Below are 11,779 nucleotides of genomic sequence, written 5' to 3'. Positions count from 1 at the left end.
AATTACCCAGAGGATTATGAGGTTAATATCTCTGGGTTAAATGCCACTCTCATTTTTCAGGATAAAAAATGGCTATTTCTCTCGATAGAGTTGACAAGAAAATATTAAATATCATTCAAGATAACAGTCGAATTAGCAATATAGAGCTAGCCGAAAAAGTAGGGATTTCACCAACACCTTGTGCCAGAAGGATAAAACAATTAGAAGAAGCGGGAGTCATTAGTCGTTATGTCACATTACTGAGCCCGGAGATTTTAGGGTACGACCTTCAAATTTATTTGGCAGTAGAGATGGATCGCCATACAACTGACCGATTTGCAGATTTTGAAGAGGAAGTGATAAAAATGGAGGAAGTTATTGAGTGCAATATAGTTACGGGGCAATCTGCCGATTATATCTTAAAAGTGATAGTTAAAGATATGAGGCATTATGAGCGTTTTCTTCTAGATAGACTAACAAAAATGCCTGGAGTAAGTGGTTTACATTCAAGCTTTATTTTACGCAAAGTCATAGATAAAGTTAAATTACCGGTGGATAGCCTCTGATTGATTAGCTTTATTGCCAATTTGTGAAGATTTGGCTTTCGACCAGTTGCCTGTCAATGCTTTTGCCAACCAGGGATATTGCTCACAGGTCAGTATTCTGGTCGTCTCACCTTCCTGAGGTCAAACAAAATGACCTCGGGGGGAATCGAGGTACCGCCAACCAGATCCCATGCTTATCCCCGCGCGATTACTGAGTAAGATTAGTGCGTTATTATAAAAAATTAATACGGCTTCACTTTGCTGGCTCTGACCGAATGGTTGACCTTATCCTATCAAATGGTTTTATGCCGGAGAGATTGAGCGAGTATGACAGAGCCGTTAGGCTATCCAAAAATGTTTTCTAATATTGCCCGGTTCGCGAGTGTTATGTTTCAGTGATGGATTTATGGCAGGAATTGTAGTGAAAATAGTCTCCACCTGCGAATTGGCAGGATTTCGAACGGCTCACTCTTGATTATGCGAAAAAGCAATGGAAGGATAGCGTCACGCTCAACCCAGAGCGGGAAAAACAGGCTGCATAAATTAACTGAGGACGACAACTACCTTGATACTTACCGGGACATCCAGATTGTTTGTTGGCGCTATGTTAGCCAATTTAAAATTAATGGGGATGAGTTGTTAATCTTTCAATAGATAGAAAAAAATACTACAAATAATGGAAAGTTAATAACCTTTAGTTATAATTCCCATGCTAATAATGTGTCTTTGATGAATTTCATTACGTTATAGATAGTAGGCATGCTTCACTTTAGACTTCCCAGAAAATCTGAGCACTTAAGTTCAATATTGAAAGATCATCAATTTGATGGTTTAATTTTAGTTGTATTATTAAACCAATGGTTAATGTATGGCTTCAAAACTAAACTGGCTTTTACAGAACAGTGCGCCCGGCTCCTTGGTACTACAGTCCTGGCTGACAAAAAATGGTATTAGTCCTTCTTTAGCCAATAAGTATATGCACAGCAACTGGTTGCAAAAACTACGAGCTGGGGTATACGTGCGAAGTGGGCGCGAGCCTCAGTGGAACGATGCCGTCTTATGCTTGCAAAATCAGCTGGGGATTTCTGTGCATCTGGCGGGGCTTACTAGCTTGACCTGGCAGGGACGCTCTCATTATCTTCACTTAACGCGTCAGGCAATTTGGCTTTGCGTAGATGACAAAGCTTCGTTGCCAAAGTGGTTCAAAGAATTTCCCAATGTGGAGTGGCTTTTACTTTCTAATCAGAAGCTCAATATGCATGACGAAAAATATCTGACAGAGGTAGAAATTAAAGGAGAGCGGTTGAGAGCGAGTGTACTGGAATTAGCTGCTTACGAGATTGCTAACGCAGTCCCAGGTTCGCTTTCATTTGAGCACGCTGCGGAGCTGTTTCAGGGGTTGGTAAATCTGAGTCCACGTAAAGTCGAAGTGTTGTTGCAATCCAGTCGCGCAGTGAAAACTAACCGCCTTTACCTGTTTCTGGCCGATCACTATGCTCATGCATGGGTTAAGCGAATAGATAAAACCAGCATTGATTTGGGTGCCGGGAAACGACAGATCGTATCTGGTGGCAAGCTGGATCAAAAATATCAGATCACTGTTCCAGAGAGTTTTGTTAGCAGAGGGATCTCACATGGATAAGCAATCACCTTATTATCGGCAAGTTGCGTTGCTGCTTAGTGCATTACCTGTTGTGGCATTAGAGCGATGCTTTGCGCTAAAAGGTGGGACGGCAATAAACTTATTTGTCCGTGATTTTCCACGTCTATCGGTTGATATCGATTTGGCTTACATTCTGCTGGAAAGCAGAGATGAGGCATTGCCAAACGTTCGGGCTGCTTTGACGCGTATTGCTGAAATACTGCAACAACAGGCTGGCATTTCGGCGGTACTACAAACGAATAATCCTGATGAAATGCGCATTGTTGTTTCTTCTCAGGAGGCACAGATAAAGATAGAAGTTTCGCCTGTTGCGCGAGGTACGCTGTATCCCCCAGAAGAACGTGATGTTGTTGAAGCGGTAGAAGATGAGTTCGGTTTCGCTGCTATTCAGGTTGTATCGCTTGCCGATCTCTATGGTGGAAAGCTTTGTGCTGCGCTGGATAGGCAACATCCCCGTGATTTTTATGACGTCAAAATGCTGCTTGAAACGCAGGGTATTGATCGCCAGATATTTAATGGTTTCATCACTTATCTACTGGGACATAAGCGCCCGTTATCAGAAATTTTAGATCCTCATTGGAAAGATATTTCTCTGCCATACGCAAATGAATTTAATGGAATGATATTCGATGCGGTCTCTCTTGAAGAACTCAATGCGATACCCAACTTAATGGTTACTGCTCTCAAAGCACAATTCATGCAGCGGGATTATGATTTTTTGATGTCTTTCAAAAGTGGTCAACCGGACTGGAGTCTGGCTCCTGAAGAGCAGATTCAGCATTTGCCAGCGGTAAAATGGAAGTTGCAAAATATTGGGCACATACCAAAAGATAAGCATACTCAGGCGCTGGCCAAGCTTGAGGCGGTTCTTGCCGAGTGGATAAAATAGTTTAGTATTTTACTTGTAAATTCACCTTTAGTGTAACTTTGCGGTTTTTTGTAAACTTCTTGACTAATCTGTCAAAGTGCAGCAGGGTAGTAACAACAAATAAATCAACTGGTTATGAAAGTGTAGGCTAAAGCGTAGGTTTTACTAATTCCAACTAAATAAGCTTTATTTATCAGCATTAACACACCAATGCATCATGAATTTTCTTCTTCAAATAGAATATTTTGCTCAAACCACTTAAACCAAACAGGCCAGGCAGCATTCACATTCTCCTGAAAAGCTTTAGGTTGGTAAGTCGCAAGAATCTTGGATGTAACCGCTTTAACTCTATGCCCCAACAGCAAATCGACAACCATCGGATCAATACCTGCCTCACCACTCATCAATGACGCGGCGCTATAGCGAATATCATGTGTCGTGAAATCATTGCCAACAATCGGGCGTAAGCGTTCTGCTGAATGTGCCATCGTTGTCTCACCAATGTAGCCCCAAACAAGGCTATCACTGTCTTTTCGAGTCCAAGCCCATTCCTTTAACAGCTCAATGAGTACTTCGGGGAAAGGGTAGATGCGTTCTTGCCGGGTTTTTGTCCTTGTGGCGGGCAGAGTCCAGATTTTAGCTTCCAAATTCAGCTCGGACCATGTCATCTTCGTTACTTCACTCTTCCTGGCCCCGGTGACCATCAGGAAACGCATTGCTGCATGTGATGGAGTATCGCCAAGGCAGTGCCAGAGAGTGCGGTACTGTTTTGCACTCCGGCAATTTTCACGAACTTTACCGATAACGGCAGCCACAGTTTTTCGATCATGTACTTCAGATAATTTCTGAGGAACGTATACTGGCTGCCCTGGTTGGCTTTCTATACCATGAGCTTGGAAGGCGTATAACATCATGGCACGAACAATCTGGCATGCTCTATGTGCCGCATTGGTTGGCCCCAGAGCGATGAGCAGTGAGTACACATGCTGATAGGTCAGGTTGTTAGGCGGCAGATCGTAAAGGGGTTTACAGTGCTTGTTCCAGATGGATTGCCTATTTGCTTTCGAGGCTTCTGGGCATTTTGTTTTCAGCCAGTCAGTGAAGAGAGCATTCATGTCTACTGATAGACTAGCGTCTCCTCTACCCGGAGCTATGGCTCGTTTCACTTTAGCAACCTGTAGGCAGTGCCATTGGCGAGCGACTAGAGACTAACCTGTAGCCCGTTGTTGAACACGTTTTCCTTTTTTATAGCTTTGCATTCTTCACTCAGTATTCTAAACAGGCGGTTGACCTTATCCTATCCAGCCCCAATAATGGCAAGTTCTGACTCGGGGTGCCTGTACCGTTAGTATTGGCTGAGATTTTACCCGTATTACCTGATCTGGATTATGCCAGCGTAGGGAAGTCTTGGTATCTCAACCGGTACCCGCCTTCTTGAACGCCGGTTGGGAGGAATATGTTCACTCGACCTGATGTACTACCCGGCAGTCGTGCCGCGGCCTGTTTTAACCAATTCAAACGTAACCCGCCATTGCTGCACTGTTTAACCAACGAAGTGGTGCAAGAACTCACGGCTAACGTGCTGTTAGCGCTAGGGGCTTCGCCAGCGATGGTGGTGGAAGCGCAAGAAGCGGCACAGTTCAGCCGCTTGGCGGATGCCTTGTTGATTAATATCGGTACCTTGAACCGGCCACAGGCAGAGGCGATGTTAGCGGCCATTGATGCCGCCAATCAGGCAGGGAAACCTTGGTTGTTAGACCCGGTTGCGGTCGGTGGGCTGGATTATCGTACCGCCTTTGCACGGCATTTGCTGACTCTGCACCCGGCAGCGATCCGCGGTAATGCTTCAGAAGTGATGGCGCTCAGTGGCCTGCAAGCCAGTGGTCGCGGTGTCGATAGTCTGGATGATTCCTTGGCGGCGTTACCCGCAGCGCGTACCTTGGCACGCTCGAGTGGCGCGGTGGTGGTGGTGACCGGGGAGGTCGACTACATCACTGATGGGGAGCGCGATTGGGCGGTAAACGGCGGCGATATTTTGATGACCCGCGTGGTGGGCACCGGGTGCGCTTTATCGGCGGTGGTGGCGGCATTTTGCAGCCTTCCGGGTGACCGATTGGATAATGTTGCCACCGCTTGCCGTGTGATGGCGTTATGCGGTGCCCAAGCCACCGAGCGCTGCGCTGGTCCTGGGAGTTTTACCCCGGCGTTTCTTGATGCACTTTATCAATTACGTGCGGAGGATCTGCAATGAAACGGATTAATTCTTTAACCATTGCTGGCACCGACCCTAGTGGTGGTGCCGGGATCCAGGCGGACTTGAAGACATTCTCCGCATTAGGGGCCTATGGTATGTCGGTGATTACCGCGCTGGTGGCACAAAATACCCAAGGGGTACAGTCGGTATATTACATCGAGCCCACTTTTGTTGCGGCGCAACTCGATTCAGTGCTTAGCGATGTGCGCATTGATAGTGCCAAAATTGGCATGTTGGCGAATACAGATATTGTTTTAGCGGTTGCTGAACGGTTGCGCCATTATGCTCTGCCTTATGTGGTGCTGGATACGGTGATGCTGGCTAAAAGCGGCGATCCTTTGCTGGACCCGGCGGCGGTAGAGGCTATCCGCCGTGAATTACTGCCTTTGGTTTCGATTATCACCCCCAACTTGCCTGAAGCAGCCGCTTTATTGGCTTGCCAACCGGCGGAAACAGAACAGCAGATGCGTGAGCAGGGGCGGGCGCTATTGGCGATGGGGTGCCAGGCGGTGTTGATGAAAGGGGGGCATTTGACTGAAGGTGAAAGCCCGGATTGGCTATTTATGCCCGGGGTTGAACAGCGATTCAGCTCACCACGTATCAGCACCCGGCACACCCATGGCACTGGTTGCACCCTCTCGGCGGCGTTGGCGGCATTACGCCCACGCCACACGAGTTGGCAACAGACCGTGGCGGCAGCAAAATCGTATCTGCAATTAGCCTTACAGCAAGCGGACACACTTGAAGTGGGGCAAGGGATTGGTCCGGTGCATCATTTCCATGCCTGGTGGTAAGTGACTTTTTAGCGATGGGCCTGGTGAACCAGGCCGTTCTGTTTCAGCTAATCCCGGCTTGATGCAAGTCGTGCAGATTGATGGCACCCACCAGAACACCATCAGTATTGACCACCGGGGCGGCACTGATGCGCTGCTTGTGCAACGCTTCCAATGCCTCCCCGGCACGCCACTGTTCGGGCAGCCGGTAACCTGGGCGAGTGATCGCTGGGCGCAAACTGTCGTTAAGGCTATGGCCTTTTACCAACCAACGGCGCAGGTCACCATCGGTAAACACCCCGACCACTTTTTGCTGCTGGTCGCATACTGCAATCAGCCCAAGGCCAGTACGGCTTAGCTCCAACATGGCATCCATGACTGTGGCATTTTCCTCAACCTTTGGCAGGCGATCGCCACTACGCATCACGTGATGGACTCGATTGAGCAGACGAGCCCCTAAACTCCCCCCAGGGTGAGAACGGGCGAAGTCTTCAGCATTAAAGCCCCGTTGGCGCATCAACGCCATCGCCAGCGCATCGCCCATCATCAGGGTATTGACCCCGCTGGAGGTGGGTGCCAAACCCATCGGGCAGGCTTCGTGCTCGACACTGATATCCAAGGTACAGGCAGCGCCCAGCGCCAGCGGTGACTCTTTGCCACCGGTCATGGCGATCACCGGGATGTTGCTTTCTGCCAGTAGCGGCAGAATCAGCTCCAACTCTTTGGCGCGACCAGAATAGGAGATAAAGATCACCACATCATCAACACCAATCATACCGAGGTCGCCATGCAGGGCTTCAGCAGGATGGACGAAGAAAGCAGGGGTGCCGGTGCTAGCCAGTGATGCAGCAATCTTCTTGCCGATATGCCCAGATTTACCAATGCCGGAAACCACCACTTTGCCCTGGCAATTCAACACCAGCTCACAAGCACGGACAAAGTTATCATCCAGACGAGTCAGCAGACGCTGTGCCTCTTTGAGTTCAATTTCTAATGTTTCACGGGCAAAATTGATCAGTGCATTGCTGTTATTCATCAGGCACTCCCACCAGAATAATATTGATCCCCTTGGCCTGCAGTGCGGCCAAATAATCAGGGTTAATGCCGTTATCGGTGATTAAGGTATCGACGGCGCTAAGTTCGCACACCACATTGGGGCTTTTGCGACCAAATTTGGATGAGTCCACCAGCAGTACAATGCGGCTGGCGGCTTCGCACATCGCCTTGCTGACATTGTGCACTTCATTAAAGGTGGTCACCCCGGCATGGAGATCGACGCCATCAGCGCCGATAAACAGCTTATCGAAACTAAATTGCTTAAATGCCGATTCCGCCAGACTGCCGTGGAAAGAGGCCGATTTTTTACGATAGGTGCCGCCGGGCATCAGAATGGTTTGGTCGTTATCCAGCTCCACCAGCGCATTGACGATATGCAAACTGTTGGTCATCACCGTAATATTATTGAACTGTGCCAAATGCGGTACCATCTGCAACACCGTACTCCCCGTATCGAAGATCAGTGAATCCCCATCATCGATCAGTTTGCTCGCCGCATAGGCGATCTGGCGTTTTTTTTCGCTATTGATATGGGTTTTGCGGTCAATAGGTTGATCGCCCTCATCCCGGCTGAGTACCACCCCGCCGTAGGTGCGGATCACTTCGCCTTGTTCTTCCAGTAAGGTGAGGTCTTTACGGATAGTGGTGCCGGTGGTGGAGAAATGTTCTGCCAGAATATCAACGTTGGTTTTGCCATGCCGCTGCAAATATTCAAGGATAGCGGCTTGCCGCTGCTTTGGTTTCATAGCGATTCCTGTTCACAAGAGTCGAGCATTCCTCTCGGTGAATAATTCACTATGAAAGGTAATGTCTTTTAATGTGAAAATATCATGATTTTGATGTGATCGCTAATGCTAGTGCAGTTTGGCAGGCCCGATCCTCGGGAAAGATCACCTCCGGGCGTAGCGCCTGTTGATGCAAACCATGTAACTGGGGGAGCGGCTTGGGGGGGGCGAAAATAGTCAGGCCGCGCATCAGCAGGCTGCCACACACGCGCTGTTGTGTGTCGAAGGCCAGTACCAATACCACCCGGGGTTTGAATCGGCCACCGGAACGGCCAACCCCCACGTTGCCCAACTGACATAAACGGTCGAAAGCACGGTTGAAGCGCTGGATTTGCCACCAACCGAGAACAATTTGCATCAGCCAGGCGATCACAGCAAAACAGATCAGGGCATTAGTCATGGGGCGATTTTCCTCTCGTTATCTCAATGAGTGCAAGTGGCAGGGGGGCCCTGCCGCTTGACGTGGGATGGTAGTACAGTTAGTTCGAAAAGCCCGGTCAGCGTTAAAATCGGCTTAGCGCTAAAAGCCCGGTCAGAACATTACTTGGCCCCCGGTAATATTGATCGACTGGCCAGTGCAATAGGATGCTTTATCACTGGCATAGAACAGCAGTACATTCAGCACATCCTGATAATCGCAACCCCGCTTCATGGGTACTTTATCGGTGTAATATTTTTCCACCTCTTCCGGTTTGATGCCTAATTTCTGCGCGTATTGAGGCAAAAGAGATTGAAACATCGGTGATTTGAGCAGGTTACCCAGCATCAGTGCGTGCACGGTAATACCATACTCCGCCAGGTCGAGCGCTAGCGATTGTGTTAACCCGACGCCGCCAAATTTGGCCGCGCTGTAGCCGGAATTATGTTTGCTGCCAACTTTACCGGATTTGGAATTGATCTGAATAATACGCCCGGCAATACCATCGCGGATCATCAGGCGGGAGAACTCTCGGGCACAGAGGAAATAACCCACCAGGTTGACCTGCAGCGAGCGATCAAAGTCACCTAATGGAAAATCGGTAATAGGGGCGGCTTTGGCAATGCCCGCACTGTACACCAGTAAATTCACCTGGTGGAAAGCGCCATTAACCTCACCAGCCAGCGCTATCACGCTGGCTTCATCGGTGGCATCCACCTGGAAAGCCTTGGCACGTTGATCGCCATATTCCTGATTGATTTGCTGTGCCACCAGATGGGCGTTATGGGCATTCAGATCAGCCACGGCAACACGGTAACCCGCTTGTGCCAGGCCATGACAGAGAAAAGCGCCCAATGTTTGGCCACCGCCTATCACTACAGCTACTTCAGACATGAGCGACTCCTGATGATGCGATAAATTTAAATGTGCTACCCAAGGGAATATCCGTGGGGGTTACCCCGGTGACGTGAATGGTGCCGGGGAATTCGGCGTGTGCTTCGCCATCGAAACGGACGGTGACATGCCCCAGTTCACGTAGATTTTGGTTGGCAACGCTGCCAACGGCGGTAATGGGGTACTGTTTTTCCCCCAACTGCATCACGCTACCCACGCGCAATTCCCCGGTGGTATCGCTGTGTTGATGAATAAAGCAATACTCTTCAATATCCGCCGGGGCACCTTCACGAAAGGTGATTATCATGTTGTCCAGCAGGGCATCACGGGCACAATCGCCGATTTGAGTAATGGTGGTCTGGAAAATGGTGTTCATAATTTTCCTCTGTTTCATTTATTGATAAATAAAGGCTGATGCGGCCCAGGCGACCAAGACGGTTGGTGCACCAGTAAGGAAGCGCCCCACCAGAACCGAAGGTACGCCAACGCGCACCGTGTCTTGTTTGGCTTCTGCCAGTGACAGGCCCACCGGAATAAAGTCACAGGCGGCTTGGGCGTTAATGGCAAACAGTGCTGGTAGCGCCAATTGAGGAGGAATATGACCCAGACCAATTTGCACCCCCACCAGTACGCCGATAACTTGAGCGATGACCGCACCAGGGCCGAGGAAGGGGGAAAGCAGCGGGAAGGAACAGATCAGCGCCAGTGTGACCAAACCAATTGGGCTGCTGGCAAGGGGAGTCAGGCCATGGGCGATAAAATCACCTAACCCGGAGGCCATAATGATACCAATCAATGCCGAGACAAAAGCCATAAAAGGCAGGATGGTTTTTAGTATCGTGTCAATGGTGTCGCGACCGGCTTGGAAGAACACCGCCACTATCGATCCCATACCCATGCCGACCTTGGCCAGTAGGCCATCACTCTGTTCAGTGATTTTTTTGCTGCTATCGTAATCACGCACTTTGGCTGGTGCTGGTGGCTGTGAAGTCACCGGCGCTTCCTGCTCAACCAGGCTGATGTTCTCTTGGCGAACCCCAGAAACGTAAATATCTTCCAGAATAAATTGGGCCAGTGGACCGGAACGGCCAGTGGAGTGAATATTGATGGTAGGGATGCGGCGTTTTGGGTAGATACCGCAGCGTAATGTACCGCCGCAATCAATAACCGCAATACCAATTTCTGCGGCGGGAGGTTCGCCCTCCTTGAAACCATCCACCGCAGGCCAGCCAGTGAGTTCATTGAGTTTGTCGACGATGGCCGGGCGAGTACCGGCGGTGATATAGACAATTTTTTTATCGGGTACCACCGGGAGTTCTAATGGACCACCCCAGCCGCCAGCCCCTTTTTCAATACGAATATAAGTACTCATGCTGCACTCCACGGATTAAAGTTGAACCTGACGATCCAGTTGGATCCCCATCTTGCGTTCAAATAGGCTAGTAGTGAGGTCCGTGACCCAGCCACGGAAGAAGTTGGTGACTAACCCGACCAGGAAATAGCTCACTGCCAGCGGCCCCAGTGGCAGCCCCAACGTGGTCAGTCCGCTGGCGATCCCCAGGAAGACAAACAGTTCACCAGGGTTGATATGGGGGAATAGGCCATTCATCGAGTGACAGCTATAGGATGCTGCGGCGTAGTAGCTCGGCTTGAATTTCTCTGGCATAAAACGCCCGAGACTTAACGTCATCGGATTACAAAATACAAAAGTACCTACCAGTGGTAACAGCAGATAACGGGAGAACGGGTTACCGGCACAACGCTGTGCCAAGCGTTCAATTCGGTGCTGACCAACAAAGTTAATCAACGCATTCATGATCACTAATAAGCTGATCAACAAGGGTAAAATGCCCGTTACCATACCAACGAACACTTCCCCCCCTTTTTGAAACAGCCCGATAAACCATTCTGCTCCGTGGGTTATTAGCTCAATCATTACTTTTCTCCTGTGATGGACGTTATGGCTGGGAGTTGATCTGCTCTCCGTGGCCATAGGTGTCACGATAGTCACTTTTATGTTTTGTTTGTTTTAAATGGATCACATTAAAAGAAAAATATTTTATTTCGAAAGTTATAGATAAAAGGAAAGTAAGTTTTAAACGATGAATGAGACCGAGAAAGGGATAGAGGGTTAGATCACCCTCAAGGCTGGCGTGACAATGAACGGTGGGGTTGACTGTTTTTTAAACGTTCAGAGAGCGTGAAGGTGGGGAGCGTTACTCACGAGTATTCAAGTGGCGGGGGAAATCATGGGATATACTCTTCATACTTCAAGCGGCTTGGGTGTTGCTGCGTCCAGATACTCGACTCTTCCTGCGCCTCGCTCCTAACGGGGCCGCTGTAAGCAGCGTTCAAATCAATGCTAGCCTGCGTGAGATTACCAAGAGCAGACGGTCATTCCCAAGTGAGTTGCGGTGCTGAAGTTGCTGTATCTAGCTTTACACCAGATTGCTAAAAAGTGGACAATGCCACCACGAGATTGGAATCCAGCCGTGACGCCGTTTATGAGCATGTTCGGTGACTATTTTTATTTATAATAAACAG

General features: G+C 49.1%; 13 protein-coding genes, 1 pseudogene and 1 riboswitch. Of the genes and pseudogenes, 6 read left to right on the top strand and 8 right to left on the bottom strand.

Going from position 1 to position 11,779, the window contains the following annotated elements; genetic code table 11:
* Nucleotides 1-68: 68 nt before the first annotated feature.
* From AC2A06_RS10670 to AC2A06_RS10660, 3 genes are all read left to right on the top strand, one after another.
* A complete protein-coding gene (locus AC2A06_RS10670) occupies nt 69-545 on the top strand; it encodes an Lrp/AsnC family transcriptional regulator (RefSeq protein ID WP_484380251.1) in 477 nt (158 codons plus the stop codon).
* Between the two features lie 847 nt (nt 546-1,392).
* Entirely contained in the window at nt 1,393-2,166 is a 774-nt protein-coding gene (locus AC2A06_RS10665; protein WP_473197224.1) for a type IV toxin-antitoxin system AbiEi family antitoxin, read from the top strand.
* A complete protein-coding gene (locus tag AC2A06_RS10660; RefSeq protein WP_484380250.1) occupies nt 2,159-3,076 on the top strand; it encodes a nucleotidyl transferase AbiEii/AbiGii toxin family protein in 918 nt (305 codons plus the stop codon). Before AC2A06_RS10665 ends, AC2A06_RS10660 begins: the two co-directional genes overlap by 8 nt.
* Before the next feature lie 194 nt (nt 3,077-3,270).
* Here AC2A06_RS10660 and AC2A06_RS10655 read toward each other — a convergent pair whose 3' ends face one another.
* Complete coding sequence (locus AC2A06_RS10655) at nt 3,271-4,170, bottom strand: tyrosine-type recombinase/integrase (RefSeq protein WP_484380249.1); 900 nt, start codon at nt 4,168-4,170, stop codon at nt 3,271-3,273.
* 204 nt (nt 4,171-4,374) lie between these two features.
* Nucleotides 4,375-4,475, top strand: a riboswitch (TPP riboswitch).
* A 36-nt stretch (nt 4,476-4,511) separates the two neighbouring features.
* Between AC2A06_RS10655 and thiM the strand changes: the two genes are divergently transcribed.
* Together thiM and thiD are read left to right on the top strand one after the other, a co-directional pair.
* Nucleotides 4,512-5,306 (top strand): hydroxyethylthiazole kinase, encoded by a 795-nt coding sequence (thiM, locus tag AC2A06_RS10650; protein WP_484380248.1) that lies wholly within the window; start codon nt 4,512-4,514, stop codon nt 5,304-5,306.
* Nucleotides 5,303-6,103 carry a bifunctional hydroxymethylpyrimidine kinase/phosphomethylpyrimidine kinase gene (gene thiD / locus AC2A06_RS10645; protein WP_484380247.1) on the top strand — a complete coding sequence of 267 codons (801 nt, stop codon included), beginning with the start codon at nt 5,303-5,305 and terminating at the stop codon, nt 6,101-6,103. The genes thiM and thiD overlap by 4 nt, the downstream gene beginning before the upstream one ends.
* A gap of 43 nt (nt 6,104-6,146) precedes the next feature.
* On the opposite strand, the gene gutQ is transcribed toward thiD, so the two are convergent.
* From gutQ to srlA, 7 genes are all read right to left on the bottom strand, one after another.
* Nucleotides 6,147-7,118: an arabinose-5-phosphate isomerase GutQ gene (gutQ, locus tag AC2A06_RS10640; protein WP_484380246.1), complete on the bottom strand. Its 972-nt coding sequence runs from the start codon at nt 7,116-7,118 to the stop codon at nt 6,147-6,149.
* Complete coding sequence (srlR, locus tag AC2A06_RS10635; RefSeq protein WP_484380245.1) at nt 7,111-7,884, bottom strand: glucitol operon DNA-binding transcriptional repressor SrlR; 774 nt, start codon at nt 7,882-7,884, stop codon at nt 7,111-7,113. The genes gutQ and srlR overlap by 8 nt, the downstream gene beginning before the upstream one ends.
* Nucleotides 7,885-7,966: 82 nt before the next feature.
* Entirely contained in the window at nt 7,967-8,323 is a 357-nt protein-coding gene (gutM, locus tag AC2A06_RS10630; RefSeq protein WP_023492591.1) for a transcriptional regulator GutM, read from the bottom strand.
* A 132-nt stretch (nt 8,324-8,455) separates the two neighbouring features.
* A complete protein-coding gene (gene srlD, locus AC2A06_RS10625; protein WP_484380244.1) occupies nt 8,456-9,235 on the bottom strand; it encodes a sorbitol-6-phosphate dehydrogenase in 780 nt (259 codons plus the stop codon).
* The gene (gene srlB, locus AC2A06_RS10620; RefSeq protein WP_473197230.1) at nt 9,228-9,611 is read right to left on the bottom strand and encodes a PTS glucitol/sorbitol transporter subunit IIA; all 384 of its coding nucleotides are present in this window, start codon (nt 9,609-9,611) and stop codon (nt 9,228-9,230) included. The genes srlD and srlB overlap by 8 nt, the downstream gene beginning before the upstream one ends.
* A gap of 18 nt (nt 9,612-9,629) precedes the next feature.
* A complete protein-coding gene (gene srlE / locus AC2A06_RS10615) occupies nt 9,630-10,607 on the bottom strand; it encodes a PTS glucitol/sorbitol transporter subunit IIB (protein ID WP_484380243.1) in 978 nt (325 codons plus the stop codon).
* 15 nt (nt 10,608-10,622) lie between these two features.
* Nucleotides 10,623-11,171, bottom strand: coding sequence for a PTS glucitol/sorbitol transporter subunit IIC (gene srlA / locus AC2A06_RS10610; protein WP_023492587.1), 549 nt, complete (start codon nt 11,169-11,171; stop codon nt 10,623-10,625).
* A gap of 419 nt (nt 11,172-11,590) precedes the next feature.
* Between srlA and AC2A06_RS10605 the strand changes: the two are divergent.
* A pseudogene (locus AC2A06_RS10605) lies at nt 11,591-11,772 on the top strand (IS256 family transposase); the annotation flags it as partial.
* Nucleotides 11,773-11,779: the final 7 nt, after the last annotated feature.

The organism is Serratia sp. HNCC26DJ244, from assembly GCF_057180565.1.
Note: the sequence above shows the minus strand (reverse complement) of the source record. Positions and strands in the feature narration are given on the sequence as shown.

Coding starts and splice junctions, on each gene's coding strand:
- AC2A06_RS10670 (WP_484380251.1), top strand. CDS start 69: ATGGCTATTTCTCTCGATAGAGTTGACAAGAAAATATTAAATATCATT.
- srlE (WP_484380243.1), bottom strand. CDS start 10,607: ATGAGTACTTATATTCGTATTGAAAAAGGGGCTGGCGGCTGGGGTGGT.
- thiD (WP_484380247.1), top strand. CDS start 5,303: ATGAAACGGATTAATTCTTTAACCATTGCTGGCACCGACCCTAGTGGT.
- srlR (WP_484380245.1), bottom strand. CDS start 7,884: ATGAAACCAAAGCAGCGGCAAGCCGCTATCCTTGAATATTTGCAGCGG.
- AC2A06_RS10660 (WP_484380250.1), top strand. CDS start 2,159: ATGGATAAGCAATCACCTTATTATCGGCAAGTTGCGTTGCTGCTTAGT.
- gutQ (WP_484380246.1), bottom strand. CDS start 7,118: ATGAATAACAGCAATGCACTGATCAATTTTGCCCGTGAAACATTAGAA.
- AC2A06_RS10665 (WP_473197224.1), top strand. CDS start 1,393: ATGGCTTCAAAACTAAACTGGCTTTTACAGAACAGTGCGCCCGGCTCC.
- srlA (WP_023492587.1), bottom strand. CDS start 11,171: ATGATTGAGCTAATAACCCACGGAGCAGAATGGTTTATCGGGCTGTTT.
- gutM (WP_023492591.1), bottom strand. CDS start 8,323: ATGACTAATGCCCTGATCTGTTTTGCTGTGATCGCCTGGCTGATGCAA.
- thiM (WP_484380248.1), top strand. CDS start 4,512: ATGTTCACTCGACCTGATGTACTACCCGGCAGTCGTGCCGCGGCCTGT.
- srlD (WP_484380244.1), bottom strand. CDS start 9,235: ATGTCTGAAGTAGCTGTAGTGATAGGCGGTGGCCAAACATTGGGCGCT.
- AC2A06_RS10655 (WP_484380249.1), bottom strand. CDS start 4,170: ATGAATGCTCTCTTCACTGACTGGCTGAAAACAAAATGCCCAGAAGCC.
- srlB (WP_473197230.1), bottom strand. CDS start 9,611: ATGAACACCATTTTCCAGACCACCATTACTCAAATCGGCGATTGTGCC.